Genomic DNA, 20,024 nt, shown 5'->3' with positions numbered 1-20,024 from the left:
ATGCGCGCGCGCTCGCGCCGGACCTTGCCGCCGAGGCCGCGGTCGGCGCCTGCCTCGGCGCCTGGCGCTTCGAGGCGCTGAAGACGCGCCCCGATCCGGAGGCGCCGAAACGGCTCGCGCGGCTCGAGGTGATCGTGCACGACACGCGCGCCGCCGGCGCGGCATGGGAGACGCTGGCGCCCGGGGTCGCCGGCACGCTCTACGCGCGCGACCTGGTCGCCGAGCCGTCCAACCGCCTCACCCCCACGAGCTTCGCCGCGCGGCTGCGCGCCCTCGAGGACGAGGGGCTGAAGGTCGAGATCCGCGATGCCGCGTGGCTGAGGCGCGAGGGCTTCGGCGCGCTCCTCGGCGTGGCGCGCGGCAGCGCCAACCCGCCCTGCCTCGCGGTGCTGCGCTGGCGGGGCACGATCGGCGCGCCGCCCGTCGCCTTCGTCGGCAAGGGAGTCACCTTCGACACCGGGGGTGTGGACATCAAGCCCGCCGACCGGATGTGGGAGATGCGCGCGGACATGGCCGGCGCCGCCGCCTGCGCCGGCGCGATGCTGGCGCTCGCGCGCCGCCGCGCGCCCGCCCCGGCGGTCGCCGTGCTGGGCCTGGTCGAGAACATGATCGGGGCCGAGGCGCAGCGCCCCTCCGATGTCGTGCGCGCGGTGGACGGCACCACGATCGAGGTGATCGACACGGATGCCGAAGGGCGCCTGGTGCTCGCCGACTGCCTCGCCTGGACGCGGCGCGCGCTCGAGCCCGCGGCGATCATCGACCTCGCCACGCTGACGGGCGCGATCGTGGTGGCCCTCGGCCACCATCGCGCCGGGCTGTTCGCCTCCGACGCGGCGCTCGCGGCGCAGCTCGCCGCCGCCGGCGAGGCGGTGGACGAGCCGGTCTGGCCGATGCCGTTCGGGGAAGCGTATGGCGAGGTGCTGCGGAGCGAGATCGCCGACGTGAGGAACTGCGTCGCCGAGCGGTTCCAGCCCGATGCCTGCCACGCGGCGTCGTTCCTGCACCGTTTCGTCGGCGAGGTTCCCTGGGCGCATCTCGACATCGCCGGGGTGGAACTGCGCCAGGAGGCGGATGCGCTCGGCCCCGAGGGTGCGACGGGCTTCGGCGTGCGGCTGCTCGACCGGCTCGTCGCGCTGCGCTTCGATGCCGCGGATGGCTGAGATCGGCTTCTACCACCTGACGCGCACGGCCCTGGAGGTCGCCTTGCCGAAACTGCTCGGCCGCGTGCTCGAGGCGGGCGGGCGGGCGGTGGTGAAGGCGGCGTCCGAGGAGCGCGTGGCCGCGCTCGACACGGCGCTCTGGCTCTGCCCCGACCCCGACTGGCTGCCGCACGGCACGCGCGCGACCGGCGAGGCGGATCTGCAGCCGATCTGGCTCACCACCGAGGACGAGGCGCCGAACGGAGCGCGCTTCCTGTTCCTGGTCGAGGGCGCGACCTCGGCGCGGCTCGACGACTTCGAGCGGGTGTTCGACCTGTTCGACGGGCGCGACGAGGTGGCGGTGGCGGCGGCACGTCAGCGCTGGACCGCCGCCAGGGAAGCGGGCCACACGCTGACCTACTGGCGCCAGACGGCGCGCGGCTGGGAGAGGGGGTAGCCGTCTCCGCGCAGGGCGTGCCGGCGGCGCGGACCGGGCATCAGGCGGCCTGATCCCAGGCCGGCGACCAGGACGGGTTCACGAAGCGGCGGTTCTTCGGCAGCGCGGCGATCGCGGCGCGGTCCTCGTCCGTCAGACGCAGATCGAGCGCGGCGAGATTGGCGCGCATGTTCTCGATCCGGCCCGATTTGGGAATCGCCGCGACCCGGTCCTGCTCGAGCAGCCAGGCGAGCGCCACCTGCGCGCCGGTCACGCCGTGGCGGCGGCCGATCGCGGCAAGTGTGGGATCCTCGGCGAGACCGCCCTTGCCGAGCGGCGAGTACGCCGTCACGACGATGTCGTGGGCGCGCGCGACGCGCAGCACCGGCTCCTGGCTCAGCATCACGTGGTACTCGACCTGGTTGCAGGCGATCGGCGCGCCGGTGCTGACCGCCTCCCGGAGCAGGCCGGCAGGGAAGTTGGCGACGCCGATCGCGCGCGCGAGCCCGCGCTCCTTCAGCCCCACCATCGCCGCCAGCGTGGAGGCGAGCGGGATCGCCGGGTTCGGCCAGTGGATCAGGAAGAGATCGACGTGGTCGAGGCGCAGGCGCTTCAGGCTCGCCGCGAGTGCCGCCTCGGGAGCCGCGAGGTTGGTCCACCACACCTTGGTGGTGACGAAGAGGAGGTCGCGCGCGACGCCGCTGGCGCGGATCCCCTGCCCCACCGCTTCCTCGTTGTCGTACATCTCGGCGGTGTCGATGTGGCGGTAGCCGAGCCCGATCGCCTCGGCGACCGCACGCGCGCAGTCCGCACCCTTCAGCGCCCAGGTGCCGAAGCCGAGCTTGGGCATCGCGAGATGCGCGGTCTCGATCATGTGCATGGGTGTCCCTCCTATCGCGGGGCGAAATCGACCAGGGCGGCGAAGCCCGTTTCCGTGCCGAAGGCAAGCCAGCGGCCGTCCGGGCTCCAGGCGAGCGCGCTGACCGGCCCCCTGCCCGGTGCCGCGACCGGCAGCACCTTGCGCGAGGCGATCTCGGTCAGCAGCACGAGCCCGTCGGCGAAGCCGGCGGCGATCACCTCGTGCTCGGGGTGGCAGGCGACGCGGGTGACCAGCACCGCGTCGCCGCCGGCGAGCTCCTCGGGCGCCTTGCCCATCGGGCCGTCGCCGGTGAAGGGCCAGCAGACGACGCTCTCGGCGCCGCTGGTGGCGAGCCAGCGTCCCCTGGCCGTGAAGCCGAGCGACTTGGTCTTCGCCGGATAGCCGCTCATGCGCATGTGTGCGCCGTCGGCGATGCGCCAGCCGTGCAGCGCGTTCTCCTGCATCGCGGTGACGACATAGCGCGCGTCCGGGCTGATCGCGATCGCGGTGTGGCTGCCCTTCCAGGCGAGCGCGGTCGGACGATCCTCCTTGGCGGCCACGAACCAGAGCGAGGCGCCGTTGTAGTGGCTGACGGCGAGGCGGCGCCCCTTGGCATCGGTGGCGAGCCCGGTCGCGGTGCTGGGATGGACGAGCGTCTTCAGCGTGCTGCCCGCGGCGTCGAGCAGATGCACTGCCTTGCCGACCGCGGCCGCACGCCAGGCCCCCTTGCCGGGATGCGCGAGCACGTGCTCGACCCACTTGCCCGGCCAGGCGGCGAGCGCGTGGGCGCCCTCCGGATCGATGCGGCGGAGCTCGCCGTCATCGCCGCCGGACAGGAAGCCGCCGGGTGCGGCGTCGGCGCAGAGGGCGAGGCAGGCGCCGTCGTGGGCTTCGATCGTGGTCGCGCTCCCGGGGGCGGCGAGCGCCGCGATGCGCACGGTGCCGTCGCCGAGGCCGAAGGCGGCGAGGCGGCTGTCGGCATCGAACGCCGCCGCGACGACGAACGCGTCGAAGGTGTGGATGGTGCCGCGCGTGTCGAGCAGGAAGTTCGCCGCGGGGGGGAGCGGGGAGGACGGGCTCCCATCGCGGCTCGCCGCGGCGGGACCCGGTGGCGTCGCCCCCCCGCCTGTTCTGCCGCCGGTCACGCCTTGCAGGCCTCGAAGCCCTTGCGCAGCACGGGGCGGCTGAGGTTGCGGCCGATGAAGACGATCTTCGAGACGCGCTCCTCGCCGTCCTTCCACGGCCCGATGAAGTCGCCGTCGGCGATCATGTGCACGGCCTGGAAGGCGAAGCGGCGATCCTCGCCCGGATAGGCGAGGATGCCCTTGGTGCGCAGCAGGTCCTGTCCCTTCTGCGCGAGCAGTTCGGTGATCCAGGCGTTGAACTTCTCGGGATCGACCTCGCCGCGGATGGCGACGCTGACCGAGGAGACGTGCTCGTCGTGCTCGTGGTCGGTCTCCGCGAGGAAGTCGGGGGTGTTGGCGAGGATGCGGTTCAGGTCGAAGGCGTTGCGGTCGAGCACGGCGTCGAGCGGCACGGCGGCGCGTTCGGCGCGGTGCAGCGCGGCGTAGGGATTGATGGCGCGGATCGCGGCCTCGACCTTAGCGAGTTCCTCGGCGGTCACGAGGTCGGTCTTGTTGACCACGATCACGTCGGCGAAGGCGATCTGCTCCTCCGCCTCCGGCGAGTCCGCGAGCCGGGCCGGCAGGTGCTTGGCGTCCACCACCGTGACGATCGCGTCCAGCCTGGTCTTGGTGCGCACGTCCTCGTCGACGAAGAAGGTCTGTGCGACGGGTGCGGGATCGGCAAGCCCGGTCGTCTCGATGATGATGGAATCGAACCGGTCCCGCCGCTTCATCAGCCCGCCGAGGATGCGGATCAGGTCGCCGCGCACGGTGCAGCAGATGCAGCCGTTGTTCATCTCGAACACTTCCTCGTCGGCGTCGATGACGAGGTCGTTGTCCACGCCGAGCTCGCCGAACTCGTTGATCACCACGGCGATGCGCCGGCCGTGCTGTTCGGAGAGGATGCGGTTGAGCAGCGTGGTTTTCCCGGCGCCCAGGTAGCCCGTCAGCACGGTGACCGGGACGGGCGCGGCGGCGCCGCCGGCATCGGTCGGCAAGGCCATGGCGGTCTCCTTCAGGGGTGGTCGGCGGAGATATAGGGTCACGCGAGGGACCCGGCCAACCGGTCGGTGCCCAGCCAGTCCGGGAGCCAGTCCGGCAGCGCGTGCAGGGCGGCCTCGCCGGCGACCAGCAGCGCCCAGACCACGGCTAGGTTCCAGGCGAGCGCCGCGAGCCCGAGGCCCAGCCCCGCCAGCATCACCACCCCGTCGCGCCGGAGCATGGCGAGCGCCAGCAGGATCAGCGCCCAGGCCGGCGGCAGGTTGCCGAAGGGGATCGGCAGGGCGAGGACGAGGGCGAGCAGCACGGCGAGCGTGCCGGCGAGGCGGCGGGCCGCGTGCCCCGTCAGCGGGGCGAGGCGGGGGCGGACGATGCGGCCGAGGCGGCGGAACAGGGGGGCGGCCTTGGCGAGCACCAGGGCGAGGGCCGATCCGGGCACGCCGCGCCGTGCGAGCGCATCCGGCAGCCACGGCCGGCGCGCGCCGAGGGCGAGCTGGGCGGCGAGCAGCGCGATCGGCAGGCCGAGCACGGTCGACATCCCGGGCAGCGGCGGTCCGGGAATGCCGTTCGGCAGGGCGAACAGCAGGATGGCGAGGGCGAAGCCGCCGGAGCCCAGCGCCGACAGGATCGCGCCGAGGCTGACGACGGGCGTGTCGGCCCAGCGCCGCGCGAGGCGTTCCAGCAGTGTCGCCGTGTCGCGCATCGCCGGCACGGCGGCGATCTCCCTGCGGTTGGGGGGGCGGTCTTCGGTGCGGCGACGATAAGGGGGCCGGGGGCGGGCGGGGCAAGGACAGCGCCCGTTCAGAGCCGCGCGAGCGGCCTCAACGTGCCGGGGCCTCGGCGCGGCGGCGATGCAGTTGCGCGGCGGTGTCGGTCACGACGCGGCGCAGCGCCTCGAGATCGGCGCGCCGGTCGAGCACGGCGCCCACCGTGGCGGCCACGCGGCTTGCGCCCAGGCCCTCATAGGCGCCGGCGAGATCGCGCAACGCCTCCTCGAAGCCTGCCGCGTCGCCGCGCGCGGCCGCCGCTTCGGCCCGTGCCAGGGCCGCCGCGCCGGCGCCGATCTGGCGCTCGACCAGCCGGCTGAAATCGGCCGGCGTGAGCGTCGAGCGCACCAGCGCCAGGGTCTGCGCATCGACCAACGGCTCGCGGCTGTCGTCGAAGGGTGCGGGGCGCGCGCCGCCATGCGCCACGGCAGCCGTGAGGGCGGCGAGCAGGTCGGCGGTCGCGACCGGCTTCTCGATCACGGCAACCATGCCGGCGGCCAGGAAGCCGGCGCGCTGTTCGGGCAGCACATGCGCGGTCACGGCGATCACCGGCACCTTGCCGGCGGGCGGCGGCAGGGCGCGGATCATGCGTGTGGCCTCCACGCCGTCGATCGCCGGCATCTGCACGTCCATCAGCACCGCGTCGTAGGTCGTGGCGCGGATCATGCGCAGCGCCTCGCGCGCATCGGCGGCGACGTCGCAGACATGGCCATGCCGCTCCAGCATGGCGGCCAGCAGGCGGCGGTTGGTGGGCACGTCGTCGACGGCGAGCACGCGCAGCGCGCGCATCGCGGCGGCGGGGCGGGGCGGCTGTTCGGCGACGGCCTCGCCGGCCGGCGCGAAGGGCAGCAGGCAGCGCAGCGTCTCGCTGCGGCCGGCGCCGGCGCGCAGGCGAACCGCCCGGCCGCCGAGGGCCTCGGCATAGGCGCCGACGGCAGCAAGCCCCTCGGCGAGATCCTCGCCTGGCCAGGCCTCGTGCAGGTCGACCGGCTCGAAGACGTCCGCCGGCAGGGCGGAGGCGGCGGGATCGCCAACCTCGACGCCGAGTCCGTCCGCCTCCCGGCTCAGCCGCACCACCAGTGCCGCGCCCGGGCGCAGCGGCAGGCAGCGCAGCACGAGCATGCGGACGAGAGCGGAGAGCCGTTCGCCGTCGCCGATCCAGCGTGGCGGGACGCCCGGGTCGCGCGACAGCATCACCCGGCCTCCCATCCCGGCGATCCGTTCCTCGAGACCGCGCACGCCGCGGGCGAGCGCCTCGTCGGCGGCGAAGGGCTGGGCGGTCAGGACGGCCCGCCCCTGGGCAAGCGCCGCCGCGTCGAGCAGGAGCCGCGACGTGGTCAGCATGTCGTCGGCGGCATCGCGCGCGGCGCGCAGGGCTTGCACCTGCGAGGGATCGAGTCCCGGCTGTTCCAGGATCAGCCCGAAGGTGCCGGCGATGCGGTGCAGCGGACCGGCCATGTCGCGCGCACTCGCCGCGAGCAGCGCCGGCCCGATCGGGGCCGTCCGGCGCGCCGGGACGGCCGGCTCGCCGTCCGTCGGGGGATCCGGCTCCTTGTCACGTCGCCGCGCCACCAGCCCGGCGGCGAGGAGGAGCGCACAGGCGACGGCCAGGCCGGCGGACAGAAGACCGACCCGATCGGCGATCCGCACGATGCGCGTCCGGCGCACGAGGTCTAGGCGATGCGCGGCGATCGCGGACTGCGCAAGCTCGGCGAGCGGCTCGCGCAGCCGGGGCAGCAGGAGCAGCATCTCCTCGACCGCATCCGGCGGCATCTCGGTCGCGATCGCGGCCGGCAGGTCGAGCGAGCGGCCCAGGCGATCGTCGATGCGCGCCTGGAACGTGAGCAGGCGGTCGAGCGTGGTCCGGAACCGCGGCAGTTCGGCGAGCAGCCGCAGCTCCTCGACATCCTGCAGCGCGGAGATGCCGGCGACGAAGGCCTCGTAGCGCTGCCGCAGCGCGGCGGGCGGTCCGCCGGTACGTGTCTCGAGCGCGGTCGCGTGGAGCTGGGCCTGGGCGAGGGCAAGGTCGCTCACGCGCCGCGGCGCGGGATCCATCGCGTGCAGGATGAGCGCCTGCGCCACCTGGTCGCGATAGACGGCCGCGCCGAACGCGGCGAGCGCCGAGAGCAGGGTCAGCGCGGCGAGCGGGGCGCGCCATGCGCGCGCGAGGTCGGCCCAGGAGCGCAGCCGAGCGAGCACGAGTGCGCCCTGGCCCGACCGCTCAGGCGGGTTCCGCGCGGATCGCCCGATCCAGCGTCTCGACGATGCGGTCGACATGGCCGCGCTCGACGATCAGCGGCGGCGAGAGCGCGACGATGTCGCCGGTGACCCGCACGAGCAGGCCGTCGTCGAAGCAGCGGTGGAACACCGCCATGGCGCGCTCGGTCGGCCGCCCCGGCCGCGGCGCGAGCTCGATGCCGCCGATCAGGCCGATGTCGCGGATGTCGAGCACGCCGGGCGCGGCGCGCAGCCCGTGCACCGCGTCCTGCCAGTAGGGCTGGAGGTCGCGCACGCGGCCGGCGAGGTCGTCCTCGCGGTGGATGCGGATCGCTGCGATCGCGGCGGCGCAGGCGAGCGGATGCCCGGAATAGGTGTAGCCGTGGAAGAACTCGATGCCGCCCGGCACGCCGTTCACCACGGTGTCGTAGACCGCGTCGGTGCAGGCGACCGCGCCCATCGGCACGGCGGCGTTGGTCAGCCCCTTGGCCATGGTCATGATGTCTGGAATGACATCAAAATATTCCGCGGCGAAGCCGGTGCCGAGGCGCGAGAAGCCGGTGATCACCTCGTCGAAGATCAGCAGGATGCCGTGCCTGGTGCAGAGGTCGCGCAGGCGCTTGAGGTATCCCTGCGGCGGCACCAGCACGCCGGTCGATCCCGCGACCGGCTCGACGATCACCGCCGCGATCGTGTCGCCGTGCAGCCTGACGAGGTCCTCGAGCGCGTCGGCGAGATGCCCGCCCCAGGCCGGCTCGCCGCGGCTGAATGCCTGGTGGGACAGCGAATGGGTGTGCGGCAGGTGATCGACGAAGGGGAGCTGTGCGCCGAACTGGCGCCGGTTGGCGACGATGCCGCCGACGCTCATGCCGCCGAAGCCGCAGCCGTGATAGCCGCGCTCGCGGCCGATCAGGCGCACGCGCTGGCCCTCGCCGCGCGCGCGGTGATAGGCGAGCGCCATCTTCAGCGCGGTATCCGCCGCCTCGCTTCCGGAATTCGTGAAGAACACGCGCTCGATCCGCTCTGGCAGGAACTCGGCGAGCGCCGCGGCGGCCTCGAAGGCGATCGGATGGCCCATCTGGAAGGTGGGCGCGAAGTCCATCTCGTCGGCCTGGCGCTTGATCGCCTCCGCGATCTCGGGCCGGCCATGGCCGGCATTGACGCACCAGAGCCCGGCCGTGCCGTCCAGCACCTCGCGGCCCTCGGGGGTGTAGTAGTGCACGCCCGCGGCGCGCGCGAGCAGGCGCGGGGACGCCTTGTAGGCGCGGTTGGCCGTGTAGGGCATCCAGAAGGCGTCGAGATTGTTGGGGCGCAGCGTCACGTTCATCGGGATGTCCTCCTGGGACTGGCCCGGCCAAGGTGGCACCGCCCCCCGGGGCCGGCAAGCGCGTCAGGCGAAGGCCAAGGCGGCGCGCAGCGGCAGCGCGTCGTTGCCGGAAGCGGCAGTCGCGACCCGGGACGAGGGCGCCGGGCCCGTCCCCGGGCGGAGGCGGGATGGCGGAGATGAGGCAGGCGTGGCACCGTCCGCCGCCTCGCTCAACGCCCCGGGAGGGAGGAATGGCGGACGGGACGCTCTGGATCGGCACGAAGATGACGTCGTCGTGGTCGCTGCGCGGCTGGCTCGCGGTGCGCCTCGCCGGGCTGGATGTCGAGGAGGTGGTGATCGGCCTCGACCAGCCCGACACGGCCGCGCGCATCCGCGCGGTCTCGCCCGGCGGCACGGTGCCGTGCCTCGAACACAAGGGCGCGCGCATCTGGGAGAGCATCGCGATCGCGGAGTACTGCGCCGAACTCGCGCCCGGGCTGTGGCCAGCGGAGAGGCGCGCGCGGGCGCATGCGCGTGCGATCGCGGCGGAGATGCATGCGGGGTTCCGGGGCTTGCGCAGCGCGATGTGGATGAACATCGACCCGGGCTTCGCGGCCCGCGCGGCCGGCCGGCAGCGCACGCCGGAAGCGCTCGCCGACATCGCCCGCATCGAGGCGCTCTGGCGGGACACGCGCGCCCGCTTCGGCGAGGGCGGCCCCTACCTCTTCGGCGCCGCGTTCACGCTGGCGGACGCGATGTACGCGCCGGTGACGACCCGCTTCACCACCTGGCGGCCCGAGCTGGCCGCCGAAAGCTGGGCCTATGTGGAGGCCGTCCAGGCACATCCCCTGATGCGGCGGTGGTTCGCCGAGGCCGCCCGCGAGCCCGAGGCGTGGAGGACGCCGAAGTACTTCACGGTGCCGGCATGAGCGCCTCCGCTCTCGATCACGTCGGCATCGCCGGGCCCGACCTCGACGCGCTCGCCGCCGCCTACGAACGGCTCGGCTTCCGGCTCACCCCGCGTGCGCAGCATCACGCGCCGGGACCCGACGGCGTGGTGCGGCCGATCGGCACCGGCAATCGCTGCGCGATGCTGCGCCAGGGCTATCTCGAACTGATCGCGGTGATCGATCCCGCGCTGCCGTCCAACACGCTCGACCGCTTCCTCGCGCGCTACCGCGGCCTGCACATCGTCGCCTTCGCGATCGAGGATCCGGAGGCGGAACTCGCGCGGCTGCGTGCGGCCGGGCTCGCGCCCCCCGGCATCGCCTGGCTCGAGCGGCCGATCGAGACCGAAGCCGGCCGCGCGACCGCGCGCTTCGCGCGCATCCCCATGCCGGACGCGCCGGAGGGGCGGATCCAGCTCATCCGCCATCTCACGCCGGAGCTGCTCTGGCAGCCCGGCACACTCGACCACCCGAACCGCGCGGTGGCACTCGAGGAGGTCGCCCTGATGGTCGCCGATCCGGCCGAGGCGGCCGCGCGGTTCGCGCGCCTGGTCGGCGTGGCCGCGACCGCCGCATCCGACGGCGTCGTGCTCGCCCTGCCGCAGGGCCGCGTGCGTTTTACCGCGGGCGCGGCGTTCCCGGGCGTGGCCGCCCCCGCCCTGCCCTTCATCGCCGGGGTGACGATCCGCACCGAGGACGGGGCGGCGGCCCTGCGGCGGATCGCCGGCGCGGCGGCGCGCGAGACGCCGGGCGGCGTGCTCGTCCCGCCCGAGCATGCGGGCGGCGCGGCCTTGCTGTTCCGGTGACCGATCAGGCGGCGATCGCGCGTTCGGTCGCGCTCTACTGGGGCGACGCACGCCGGCGCGCATCCCTCGACCGCTGGTACCGCCGCTTCCTCGGCCCGGGCAGCCTCGCCTTCGACATCGGCGCGCATGTCGGCGACCGCACGGCATGCTTCCGCCGCCTGGGCGCGCGCGTGGTCGCGGCCGAGCCGCAGCCGGCGCTCGCGCGCTTCCTGTGCCGACGTTTCCGGGCCGATCCCGAGGTGGTCGTGCTGGCGCGCGCCGTCGGCGCGCGGCCCGGGCGCGTCGTGCTGCACGTGAACGAGGCGAACCCGACCGTCAGCACGGCCTCGGCCGACTTCCTGCGCGCGGCGGACGGCGCGCCCGGCTGGGAGGGGCAGGCCTGGACCCGACGCCTCGCCGTGCCGGCGACCACGCTCGCCGCTCTGATCGACCGGCACGGCGCGCCCGATTTCGTCAAGATCGACGTCGAGGGATGCGAGGCCGCGGTGCTGGCCGGGCTGCGCCGCGCCGTGCCCGCCCTCTCCTTCGAGTTCACCACGATCCAGCGCGCGGTCGCGCACGCCGCGCTCGCCCGGCTTGCGACCCTCGGCTACCGCGCCTTCAACGCCTCGCTCGGCGAGAGCCTGCGCTTCGCGCTGCCCGGGCCGGCGGACGCCGCGACGATGCGGGACTGGATCGATGCGCTGCCGGTCGAGGCGAACAGCGGCGACGTCTATGCGAGCCTCACGCCGCGCGCGCTGGCGCGCTGAGGAGCGGCGGGAAGGGCGAGGCTGGGTCGAGCTCCTCGGGGATCGCGGCGAGGCGTGCCGCGGCGAGCCTCCGGCCGAAGGCCGGGTCCGCGGTCAGCACGCAGTAGGGGATCGCGAGCGCGGCGCCGGCGAGGAACGGCAGCGCCCAGAGGAAGGCGGTCGTGCCGGCGAGCGCGAAGCCCGCGAGCAGCCCGACGCCGGCGAGCGTGTGCCACCAGAGGGCGCGTGCCGCGTCGGCGAGGGGCACGCGGCGATCCTCGCGCGTCTGCGGCGCCCAGCCGATGCGGCGGCCGAGCGCCAGCCCCGCCATCCCGACGGTCTGGTTCAGCGCCGAGAGCGGCACCAGCAGGAGGTAGAACAGGAACTCGGCCGCGACCCCGGCGGCGAGCGTCGCGCCTCCGCCCCAGCGGCGCCGCAGCGCAGGCTTCAGGGCCACCTCGAGCGCGCCGAGGAGCTTGGGGGCGAAGAACAGCAGCGCGAAGAGCGCGGTCGCGCCGAGCCCGGCACCGGGTGCCACTGCGGCGCGCGGATCCTGATCGAGCGCGTTGGCGAGGGCTGCCAGCACGATCGCCACCACGACCGGCGACCAGAGGAACAGCAGGATCGCGAGCGCGAGCTGGATCCGCCCCATCCAGGAGAACAGCGGCAGGCGCAGGAGCGCGAGGTACTGCAGATTGCCCGCCATCCAGCGGAGGTCGCGGCGCATGAACTCGAGCAGGGAAGGCGGGTTCGCCTCGTAGGATCCCTGCTCGAGCGGATCGAGCCGCACCTCCCATCCCGCGCCGCGCAGCAGCGCCGCCTCCACCTGGTCATGGCTGAGGATGGGCGTGCCGTCGCGCAGGGCCGGCAAGGCCGCATGATCGCGGAACGGCGCGATCCGGATGATCGCGTTGTGGCCCCAGTAGGGGCCGTCCGCGCCCTGCCACCACGCGATGCCGGCGGCGTAGGCGCGCATGCCGTGGCGCATGCCGAACTGGAACAGGCGCGGGAAGGCGGCGGCGGTCGGCTGCGCTGCGATCAGAGTCTGGATCAGGGCGACACGCGGATTCTGCTCGATCAGCCGGACGAGCCGCAGCACCGCATCGGCGGTCATCACGCTGTCGGCGTCGAGCGTGATCATCGCCTCGAAGCCGGCCGAACGCGCGCGCACGAACTCCATCACGTTGCCGGCCTTGAACCCCTCGTTGCTCTCCCGCCGGCGATAGGCGACACGCTCGGGCCGCGGCAGCGTGGCGCGGAAGGCCGCGAAGGCGGCCTCCTCCTCGGCGGCGTGCGCTGGATCCCGGGTGTCGGAGAGCACGAACAGCGCGAAGCGCTCGCCCACGCCCTGTGCCTCGAGGGCGGACAGCAGCGGGCGGAGGCGCGCGAGCACGGCGCGGGTGTCCTCGTTGCGGATGCAGAGCAGGATCGCGGTGCGGATGCCGATCGGCCGGTCCGGGTCGAGCCTCGCCTCCGGCCAGACGACGGCGAGCGGATCGCGTCCTGCCATCAGCACGGCGAAGCCGACGAGCGCCGAGGCGCCGAGTGTCGCGATCCAGGGCGAGACGACCAGCGCGAGCGCCCAGATCAGCCCCTCCGCCACCGTCCAGCCGCCGGCGCCGAGCGCGCGCCCGAGGAGTGCCAGCGGCACGGCGGCACAGGCCAGGACCAGCGCGAGGTAGAGGCAGCGACGGACGGCCATGGCCGGGCGGTGTGCCCGGCGATCGTGGCAAGTCTCAGGCGGGGGACGGTCGCGATCGCGCGAGGCCGCGATAGAGCGTCGGGCCGACGCCCAGCAGCAGGGCGATGACGAGGAACGCGGCCGAGATCGGGCGCGTGACGAAGGTGGTCCAGTCGCCCTGGCTGATCGTCAGCGCCTGGCGGAACGCCTGCTCGGCGAGCGGGCCGAGGATCATGCCGATCACCACCGGGGCGACCGGGAAGTCGTAGCGCTTCATCAGCATGCCGACGAAGCCGATGACGTACATCACGATCAGGTCGATCACCGAGTTCGAGACGCCATAGGCGCCGATCGTCGCGAACACCAGGATGCCGGCATAGAGCTGCGGCTGCGGGATCCTGAGCACCCGCACCCAGAGCCCGATCAGCGGCAGGTTCAGCACCAGCAGCATCAGGTTGCCGACATAGAGGCTGGCGATCAGGCCCCAGACCAGCGGGCCCTGGTTCACGAACAGCAGCGGGCCCGGCTGGATGCCGTAGGACTGGAACGCCGACAGCATGATCGCGGCGGTGACCGAGGTCGGCAGGCCGAGGGTGAGCATCGGCATCAGCACGCCCGCCGCGGCGGCGTTGTTCGCCGCCTCCGGCCCGGCGACACCCTCGATCGCGCCCTGGCCGAACTCCTCCGGCCGGCGCGAGAGCCTCTTCTCCATGAAGTAGGAGAGGAAGGTCGGCAGCTCCGATCCGCCCGCCGGGATCGCGCCGAACGGGAAGCCGAGGAACGCGCCGCGCAGCCACGGCTTCCACGACCGCGCCCAGTCCTCGCGCGAGAGCCAGAGCGACCCGGAGACCGCCAGGATCTCGTCCTCGCCGTGCTTGCGCCGCGTGGCGAGATGCAGGGCCTCGGCGACCGCGAACAGCCCGACCGCGACGATCGTCACCTCGATGCCGTCGAGCAGCTCGATCACGCCGAAGGTGAAGCGCGGCTGGCCAGTCTGCAGATCGACACCGACCACGCCGAGGATCAGGCCGAGGAACAGCATGGCGAGCCCGCGCAGCGCGGAGCTTCCGAGCACGGCCGAGACCGCGGTGAAGGCGATCACCATCAGCGAGAAGTACTCGGCCGGGCCGAGCATCAGCGCGAGCTCGACCACGACGGGGGCGAAGAAGGTGAGCGCCAGGGTCGCGATCGTGCCGGCGACGAAGCTGCCGATCGCGGCGGTGGCAAGCGCGGGGCCGGCACGGCCCTTCTTCGCCATCTTGAACCCCTCGAGCGCGGTGATGATGGTCGCACTCTCGCCCGGGGTGTTGAGCAGGATCGAGGTGGTCGAGCCGCCGTACATCGCGCCGTAGTAGACGCCGGCGAACAGGATGAAGGCGGACTCCGCCGGCACCTGGAAGGTGATCGGCAGCAGGAGTGCCACGGTCAGCGCCGGGCCGATCCCCGGCAGCACGCCCACCGCGGTGCCGAGGAAGCAGCCCGCGAAGGCGAAGCCCAGATTGGCCGGGCTGAGCGCGGTCGCGAAGCCGCCGGCGAGGGAGGCGAGCGTCTCCACCGCGCTAGACCAGCCCCTCGAGGATGCCGGCGCCGATGTTCACGCCCAGCAGCCGGTCGAAGCCGAGATAGGCGGCGAGGGAGACGACCGCGCCGATCAGCGCGTCGCGCAGCGGGTGCCCGCTGCCGAAGCCGCGCGCGACGCAGACGAAGGTCGCGACGGCGGCGAAGACGAAGCCGAGCGTGCCGATCAGCGCGAGGTTGGCGAGAAGCCCGGCGACGACCCAGGCGAGGCTGTGCCAATCGATCGAGAGCTGCGGCTCGACCCCGACGAAGCCGCCGCGCAGCGCCTCGGCGAGCAGCAGCAGCGACAGGACCAGGAGGCCGAGCGAGGCGATCCAGGGGAACAGCGTCGGCCCCACGCGCGCATAGATCGGCGAGACCGGGATCATGGTGGTCTGCCAGAGCGACAGCGCGGCCAGCGCGACGAGGCCGAGCGAGACCGCGACCTCGCCGCGCCGGGGATGGAGCCGCATCGCCGTCAGGCGAGGCCGAGGTCCTTGAGCACGCTCTCGGTCGCGGCGATGTCGCGCTTCAGCGCCGCGGCGAAGGCCTCGCCCGTCAGGAAGGCGTCGGCCCAGGCGCGCTGCTTCAGGATCTCCTGCCACTGCGGCGTGGCGTGCACCGCCGTCATGAGGTCGATCAGCGCCTTGAGCTGCGCGTCCGTGATTCCGGGCGGGGCGAACACGCCGCGCCAGTTGGTCGCGACCACGTCGAGGCCGAGCTCCTTCAGCGTCGGGATGTCCGTGCCCTCGATGCGCTTCTCGCCGGTGGTGGCGAGCGCGCGCATCCGCCCGGCCTTGATCTGCTCGGCGAACTCCGAGTAGCCGCTGATGCCCGCGCCGACCTGCCCGCCCAGGATCGCCGCATTGGCCGGCCCGCCGCCGGCGAAGGCGACGTAGGAGGCCTCGCGCGGGTTGCGGCCGAGCGCCTTCAGGATCAGCCCGAGCGCGATGTGGTCGGTGCCGCCGGCCGAGCCGCCGCCCACCGCAACGGCACCCGGATTGGCCTTGAGCTTCGCCTCCAGATCCTTCCAGGTCTTCACGTCCGAGCTTGCGGGCACGACCACCACGCCCGCCTCCTCGGTCAGCCGCGCCACCGGCAGCACGTTGGTGATGTTGATCGGGCTCTTGTTGGTGATGCCCGCGCCGACCATCACGCTGCCGCCGACCATCAGCGCGTTCGCCTGGCCGCGGCGCTGGTTGACGAAGCGCGGCAGCCCGACCATGCCGCCCGCGCCGCCCACGTTCTCGAACTGGAAGCTGCCGACGAGGCCGGCCGCGCGCGCCGCCTGCTCGATCGCCCGTCCGGTGCCGTCCCAGCCGCCGCCCGGGCCGGCGGGGATGAACATGAAGATCGACTCGAAGAGCTGGCGGGCGGCGGCGGGCCAAGGCCCGAGCACAGCCGCTGCGGCGACGGCACTGCCGAGCAACTGGCGGCGGGTCAGCGTCATGGCATGTCCTCCCTGAAGGGTGTCGGCTCGACTTGGCGGCACCCTATCCGCCGCCCGGCGGGCGATCAATCGGTCCGAACCGCCTGAAACGTCGCCTGACACGGATGCAACCGCTTTCCCGCCGCGCCGACACGGGCGTGAAACCGGAGCCGTCCAGTCTGCGCCGGTCGCCGGCTGCCCCGCCGGCGCAAGCGAGCGAGACGGTCAACCATGAACGACAACCTCCTGATCCGCGAGGCCCGGCCGGACGACATGCGGGCGATCCTCGCCTTCCAGCAGGCCGCGATCGCGGCGGTCGATCCGCGCGTCTACACCGACGCCGAGCGCCGCGCCTGGGCGCGCACGCCCGCGGTCGGCATGGCGCAGATCGTCGCCGACGGGCGCTACCTGGTCGCCGACGCCAGCGGCCGGCTTGCCGGCGGCGCAGGCTGGGACACGCTGCCGGATCCGCCCGACGCCGCCGTCGTGCGCGCCGTGTTCGTCGATCCCGCCTGGCACGGCCGCGGCCTCGGGGCGACGCTGGTGCGCGCGGTCGAGGCGGCGATCGCGGCGGCCGGGCGGCGGCGCATCCTGGTGCCGGCGGCGCTGAACGCGGTCGGGTTCTACGAGCGCCTGGGCTACGCGGCGAACGAGATCGGCATCGTGGATCTCGACGGCGTGGACCTGCGCTACCGCCGCATGTGGAAGAGCGCGGCCTGAGCCCGGATCACGCCGCACCGATCACGGCGCGCACCAAGCGCCGGACATCGGCCGGCGCGAAGGGCTTGGCGAGCACCGGCCGGCCCGTCTCGCGCAGCGCGAGGTCGAGCGCAGTGCTGATCCGGTCGCCGGTGACGAACACCACCCGGCGGGCGAGCGCGGGACGCGTCTCGGCCAGCCAGCGGTGCAGCGCCATGCCGTCAACGCCGGGCATGCGCAGGTCGGTCAGGATCAGATCGACCTCGCGGTCGGCGAGGAGGGCCTGGGCGACCGCGCCGTCGGCCGCGGTCTCGACCGCCATGCCGTCGGCGCGCAGGATCTCGGCGAGCACCGCGCCGACCTCCGGCTCGTCGTCGACCACCAGCGCGGTGCGCAGCCGGCGCGTGACCAGCGACTGCGGCTCGGCCGCCTCCGCCGCGCCCTCGCCGGTGGGACGGCCGGGCGGCAGGACGATCCGCACCGTCGCGCCGCCGCCCGGCGTCTCCTCCAGCGTGATCGAGCCGCCATGCGCGGTGACGATGCCGCGGCAGAGCGAGAGCCCGACGCCGGTGCCCATCCCTTCGGGCTTGGTGGTGAAGAACGGGTCGAACACGCGCGCCCGCGCCTCGGCCGCCACGCCCGGGCCGTTGTCGGCCACGCTCAGCACGATGCCGCCCGCGTCCGTCGCGCGCGCGGCGATCGCCAGCCGGCGCGGATGCTCGCGCGCCTGCAGCGCCTGCTGCGCATTGGTGAGCAGGTTGATCATCACCTGGACGAGCTGGTCGCCATCGGCCGCGATCGCGGGCAGGTCGGCGGGCAGGTCGCGCGTCACCGCGACGCCGGCGCTGCGCAGCGCGTAGCCGACGAGATCGAAGGCGGCCTCGACCACGTCGGCGATGCGGACCGGCCTGCGCTCGGGCGGACGGCGGCGCGCCAGCCCGAGGAAGGTCTGCACGATGCGCGCGCAGCGTTCGGCGGCCCCCCGGATCTTCCGCGTGCGCGTGACGAGGGTCGGATCCGCCCCTGCCATGTCCTCGAGCAGCGTCGCATGCGCGACCACGATCGAGAGCGGGTTGTTGAGCTCGTGCGCCACCCCGGCGAGCAGCGAGCCGAGCGCGGAGAGCCGCTCGGCCTGGCGCATCGCCTCGCGCTGGGTGCGCACCTCGCGCTCGGCCTCGCGCACGGCGGTGACGTCGGTGTAGGTGGAGAGCAGGCCGCCGTCGGGCAGGCGGCGGCGGCGCACCTCGAAGATGCGGCCGTCGGGACGCTGTTCCTCGACCGTCTCGTTGCCGACCGACATCAGCGCGGCGACGCGGCGCGCGACCAGCGCCTCGCGGTCCTCGGCCGGGTCCTCGTGGGCATAGTAGGTGCCCTGCGCGAGGCGGTGGCGCACGAAGTCGGCGAGCGGCGTGCCCGGCGCGCCGAGCTCGGCCGGGTAGCCGTACATGCGCAGGAACCCCTCGTTCGCCAGCACCACGCGGCCGTCCGCATCGACGATGTTCACGCCCTCGGCGATGTGGCCGAGGATCGCCTCGAGCTGCGCGGTACGGCGGGCGAGCTCCTCCTCGCGCTGCTTGAGGTCGGTGAGGTCGCGCACGATCGCGAAGTAGCCGCAGACAGAGCCATCCGATCCCGGAACGGGATGGTAGACCCGCTCCACGTAGCGGCGCCGCCCGTCGGGATAGGCCATCCAGCCGAGCCAGCGCACGGTCTCCCCGGCGAGCGCGCGCGCCCCCAGCGGCTCGAGCCGAGCCGCCGCCTCCTCGCCCAGGACCTCGGCCACGCTGCGTCCGACGATCGCCTCGGCCGGCACGCCGACGAAGGAGGCGTATTCGGGGTTCACGTAGCGGTGGATGCGGGCGCGGTCGAGGAAGGCGATGCGCGCGAATGTGCGGTCGAGCACGCTCGCGATCAGCGCCGCATCCATCGGCGGCAGGCCGGCGGATGCGCTCCGCGCAGGCGCGCAAGGCGGCCCGGCGAGAGGCTCAGCCATCGAAGACGTAGCCGGCGCCGCGCACGGTCTTGATCAGCGTCGGCGCGTGGGCGTTGCGCTCGATCTTGCGTCTGAGCCGCGTGATGCGCACGTCGATCGAGCGGTCGAACGGGTCGGAGCCGCCCGGATGGGCGATGTCGAGCAGCTGCGCGCGCGACAGCACCCGGCCCGGACGTTCGGCGAAGGCGAGCACCAGGTCGAACTCCATCGCGGTGAGCGCGATCTCGGCGCCGTCCTCGTCCAGCACCTTGCGCGCCGCGACATCGACCGTGAGCGGGCCGAAGGGGATGCGCTCGGCCGGGCGCGCCGGCAGGGCGACGGCGGCGCGCGCCGCCTCGACCTTGCGCAGCGTGGCACGCACGCGCGCGAGCAACTCGCGCAGGTCGAACGGCTTGGCGAGGTAGTCGTCGGCGCCGACCTCGAGCCCGACCACGCGATCGACCACCTCGCCCGCGGCCGTGACCATGATGATCCCCATCGCCTGGCCGTGCGCGCCGCGCAGGAAACGGGCGAGCGAGAGCCCGTCCTCGCCCGGCAGGCTGATGTCGAGCAGGACGATGTCGGGGGCGCCCTCGGCGAGCGCTGCACGGAAGGCGACGGCGTCGCCGACCGCGCGTACCGCGAAGCCGTGCTGCGCGAGATACTCGGCGACCGCCTCGCGCAGATCCGGCTCGTCGTCGACCACGATGATCCTGGACTTGTCCGGCATTGTTCCGTTCCTGATCGGAGAGGCCGTGTAGCCTCCCCCCCCGCCCGCGTTCAAGCATTCCGCGCCTGCAATCCCGCCCGGCGTGTCCGGCAGGACCGGGACGTCGGACCTGACATGATCGCGAAACACGTGCTTGCCACCCTGCCGACCGAACGGCCGGCGCGCCGCCGGCCCCGCACGGAGCCCTGCCATGGTCACGATCACCCTTCCCGCCGCGGGCGCGGCCCCGACCCGGCCCGCAGCGCTGCGCCGCCTTCTGGCCGCCGCCGCGGCCTGGTATGCGGAACGTCGCACCATCGCCGCCCTGGCGCGGCTGGATGCGCATCTGCTGCGCGACATCGGTCTCCCCGACCGCGCTGAGATGCACGTCGTGCGCCGGATGCTGCGCGCCGACTGAGTCCCTCGGACGCGACAGCAGCCCGTCGCCGGATCGGACCGGCACCCGATTGACCCCGCGCGCGACCGGATGCGACGCTCCCCTGCGGTGCGGATGCGGGTGAGGAGGCGAGGGCTGCGCCAGTCGACGGTGCCGTGCGATCGGAGGCGAACCGGACGGAGCGGCATCGACGCGCCGCCCGCCGGCGGCCGGTCGTGCCGCGGGGCGCGTGCGCGCGGCGCGCGGGCCGCG

19 protein-coding genes are annotated in these 20,024 nt (G+C 73.9%); 7 read left to right on the top strand and 12 right to left on the bottom strand.

The features are described from left to right. Together FK498_RS09615 and FK498_RS09610 are read left to right on the top strand one after the other, a co-directional pair. Positions 1 to 1,160 (top strand): leucyl aminopeptidase (locus FK498_RS09615; protein ID WP_141853959.1); only part of this gene is annotated, 1,160 nt, incomplete at its 5' end. Then, entirely contained in the window at positions 1,153 to 1,596 is a 444-nt protein-coding gene (locus FK498_RS09610; RefSeq protein WP_141853957.1) for a DNA polymerase III subunit chi, read from the top strand. The genes FK498_RS09615 and FK498_RS09610, both read left to right, overlap by 8 nt. Positions 1,597 to 1,636: 40 nt before the next feature. On the opposite strand, the gene FK498_RS09605 is transcribed toward FK498_RS09610, so the two are convergent. From FK498_RS09605 to FK498_RS09580, 6 genes are all read right to left on the bottom strand, one after another. After that, on the bottom strand, positions 1,637 to 2,455 hold the full coding sequence (locus FK498_RS09605; RefSeq protein ID WP_141853955.1) for an aldo/keto reductase: 819 nt from the start codon (positions 2,453 to 2,455) through the stop codon (positions 1,637 to 1,639). An 11-nt stretch (positions 2,456 to 2,466) separates the two neighbouring features. Next, on the bottom strand, positions 2,467 to 3,579 hold the full coding sequence (locus FK498_RS09600) for a WD40 repeat domain-containing protein (protein WP_370510889.1): 1,113 nt from the start codon (positions 3,577 to 3,579) through the stop codon (positions 2,467 to 2,469). After that, on the bottom strand, positions 3,576 to 4,562 hold the full coding sequence (locus FK498_RS09595; RefSeq protein ID WP_141853953.1) for a GTP-binding protein: 987 nt from the start codon (positions 4,560 to 4,562) through the stop codon (positions 3,576 to 3,578). The genes FK498_RS09600 and FK498_RS09595 overlap by 4 nt, the downstream gene beginning before the upstream one ends. A 38-nt stretch (positions 4,563 to 4,600) precedes the next feature. Next, on the bottom strand, positions 4,601 to 5,260 hold the full coding sequence (locus FK498_RS09590; RefSeq protein ID WP_237560899.1) for an exopolysaccharide biosynthesis protein: 660 nt from the start codon (positions 5,258 to 5,260) through the stop codon (positions 4,601 to 4,603). A 118-nt stretch (positions 5,261 to 5,378) separates the two neighbouring features. Next, on the bottom strand, positions 5,379 to 7,523 hold the full coding sequence (locus tag FK498_RS09585) for a response regulator (protein ID WP_141853949.1): 2,145 nt from the start codon (positions 7,521 to 7,523) through the stop codon (positions 5,379 to 5,381). 22 nt (positions 7,524 to 7,545) lie between these two features. Next, positions 7,546 to 8,868: an aspartate aminotransferase family protein gene (locus FK498_RS09580; RefSeq protein WP_141853947.1), complete on the bottom strand. Its 1,323-nt coding sequence runs from the start codon at positions 8,866 to 8,868 to the stop codon at positions 7,546 to 7,548. A gap of 230 nt (positions 8,869 to 9,098) precedes the next feature. On the opposite strand from FK498_RS09580, the gene FK498_RS09575 reads away from it, so the two are divergent. From FK498_RS09575 to FK498_RS09565, 3 genes are read left to right on the top strand one after another with little or no spacing between them, the layout of a single operon-like run. Continuing rightward, positions 9,099 to 9,776 (top strand): glutathione S-transferase family protein, encoded by a 678-nt coding sequence (locus FK498_RS09575; RefSeq protein WP_141853945.1) that lies wholly within the window; start codon positions 9,099 to 9,101, stop codon positions 9,774 to 9,776. Further along, positions 9,773 to 10,600, top strand: coding sequence for a VOC family protein (locus FK498_RS09570; protein WP_141853943.1), 828 nt, complete (start codon positions 9,773 to 9,775; stop codon positions 10,598 to 10,600). Before FK498_RS09575 ends, FK498_RS09570 begins: the two co-directional genes overlap by 4 nt. Then, complete coding sequence (locus FK498_RS09565) at positions 10,597 to 11,349, top strand: FkbM family methyltransferase (RefSeq protein ID WP_141853941.1); 753 nt, start codon at positions 10,597 to 10,599, stop codon at positions 11,347 to 11,349. The genes FK498_RS09570 and FK498_RS09565 overlap by 4 nt, the downstream gene beginning before the upstream one ends. On the opposite strand, the gene mdoH is transcribed toward FK498_RS09565, so the two are convergent. Genes mdoH through FK498_RS09545 form a run of 4 tightly spaced genes read right to left on the bottom strand, consistent with a single transcriptional unit; the run spans position 11,324 to position 16,016 of the window. Further along, positions 11,324 to 13,102: a glucans biosynthesis glucosyltransferase MdoH gene (gene mdoH / locus FK498_RS09560; protein WP_255581482.1), complete on the bottom strand. Its 1,779-nt coding sequence runs from the start codon at positions 13,100 to 13,102 to the stop codon at positions 11,324 to 11,326. The two genes, FK498_RS09565 and mdoH, sit on opposite strands and share 26 nt — an antisense overlap. Further along, entirely contained in the window at positions 13,065 to 14,564 is a 1,500-nt protein-coding gene (locus FK498_RS09555) for a tripartite tricarboxylate transporter permease (RefSeq protein WP_141853937.1), read from the bottom strand. The genes mdoH and FK498_RS09555 overlap by 38 nt, the downstream gene beginning before the upstream one ends. A 4-nt stretch (positions 14,565 to 14,568) precedes the next feature. Beyond that, on the bottom strand, positions 14,569 to 15,039 hold the full coding sequence (locus tag FK498_RS09550) for a tripartite tricarboxylate transporter TctB family protein (protein ID WP_141853935.1): 471 nt from the start codon (positions 15,037 to 15,039) through the stop codon (positions 14,569 to 14,571). A gap of 5 nt (positions 15,040 to 15,044) precedes the next feature. After that, a complete protein-coding gene (locus tag FK498_RS09545) occupies positions 15,045 to 16,016 on the bottom strand; it encodes a tripartite tricarboxylate transporter substrate binding protein (protein WP_141853933.1) in 972 nt (323 codons plus the stop codon). 210 nt (positions 16,017 to 16,226) lie between these two features. Between FK498_RS09545 and FK498_RS09540 the strand changes: the two genes are divergently transcribed. Then, positions 16,227 to 16,715 carry a GNAT family N-acetyltransferase gene (locus FK498_RS09540; RefSeq protein ID WP_141853931.1) on the top strand — a complete coding sequence of 163 codons (489 nt, stop codon included), beginning with the start codon at positions 16,227 to 16,229 and terminating at the stop codon, positions 16,713 to 16,715. 7 nt (positions 16,716 to 16,722) lie between these two features. Here FK498_RS09540 and FK498_RS09535 read toward each other — a convergent pair whose 3' ends face one another. Further along, positions 16,723 to 18,597 (bottom strand): PAS-domain containing protein, encoded by a 1,875-nt coding sequence (locus FK498_RS09535; protein ID WP_161988363.1) that lies wholly within the window; start codon positions 18,595 to 18,597, stop codon positions 16,723 to 16,725. Between the two features lie 82 nt (positions 18,598 to 18,679). After that, complete coding sequence (locus tag FK498_RS09530) at positions 18,680 to 19,396, bottom strand: response regulator (protein WP_141853927.1); 717 nt, start codon at positions 19,394 to 19,396, stop codon at positions 18,680 to 18,682. 190 nt (positions 19,397 to 19,586) lie between these two features. Here FK498_RS09530 and FK498_RS09525 point away from each other — a divergent pair, with 190 nt between their 5' ends. Then, the gene (locus tag FK498_RS09525; protein ID WP_141853925.1) at positions 19,587 to 19,793 is read left to right on the top strand and encodes a DUF1127 domain-containing protein; all 207 of its coding nucleotides are present in this window, start codon (positions 19,587 to 19,589) and stop codon (positions 19,791 to 19,793) included. Positions 19,794 to 20,024: the final 231 nt, after the last annotated feature.

The sequence above is a fragment of the Elioraea sp. Yellowstone genome (genome assembly GCF_006704265.1).
Taxonomy (GTDB): Bacteria; Pseudomonadota; Alphaproteobacteria; order Acetobacterales; family Acetobacteraceae; genus Elioraea.
Note: the sequence above shows the minus strand (reverse complement) of the source record. Positions and strands in the feature narration are given on the sequence as shown.

Excerpts from the sequence above, each read along its gene's own strand:
- FK498_RS09605 (WP_141853955.1), bottom strand. The coding sequence starts at position 2,455 with ATGCACATGATCGAGACCGCGCATCTCGCGATGCCCAAGCTCGGCTTC.
- FK498_RS09525 (WP_141853925.1), top strand. The coding sequence starts at position 19,587 with ATGGTCACGATCACCCTTCCCGCCGCGGGCGCGGCCCCGACCCGGCCC.
- FK498_RS09590 (WP_237560899.1), bottom strand. The coding sequence starts at position 5,260 with ATGCGCGACACGGCGACACTGCTGGAACGCCTCGCGCGGCGCTGGGCC.
- FK498_RS09550 (WP_141853935.1), bottom strand. The coding sequence starts at position 15,039 with ATGCGGCTCCATCCCCGGCGCGGCGAGGTCGCGGTCTCGCTCGGCCTC.
- FK498_RS09530 (WP_141853927.1), bottom strand. The coding sequence starts at position 19,396 with ATGCCGGACAAGTCCAGGATCATCGTGGTCGACGACGAGCCGGATCTG.
- FK498_RS09580 (WP_141853947.1), bottom strand. The coding sequence starts at position 8,868 with ATGAACGTGACGCTGCGCCCCAACAATCTCGACGCCTTCTGGATGCCC.
- FK498_RS09595 (WP_141853953.1), bottom strand. The coding sequence starts at position 4,562 with ATGGCCTTGCCGACCGATGCCGGCGGCGCCGCCGCGCCCGTCCCGGTC.
- FK498_RS09545 (WP_141853933.1), bottom strand. The coding sequence starts at position 16,016 with ATGACGCTGACCCGCCGCCAGTTGCTCGGCAGTGCCGTCGCCGCAGCG.
- FK498_RS09610 (WP_141853957.1), top strand. The coding sequence starts at position 1,153 with ATGGCTGAGATCGGCTTCTACCACCTGACGCGCACGGCCCTGGAGGTC.
- FK498_RS09570 (WP_141853943.1), top strand. The coding sequence starts at position 9,773 with ATGAGCGCCTCCGCTCTCGATCACGTCGGCATCGCCGGGCCCGACCTC.
- FK498_RS09540 (WP_141853931.1), top strand. The coding sequence starts at position 16,227 with ATGAACGACAACCTCCTGATCCGCGAGGCCCGGCCGGACGACATGCGG.
- FK498_RS09575 (WP_141853945.1), top strand. The coding sequence starts at position 9,099 with ATGGCGGACGGGACGCTCTGGATCGGCACGAAGATGACGTCGTCGTGG.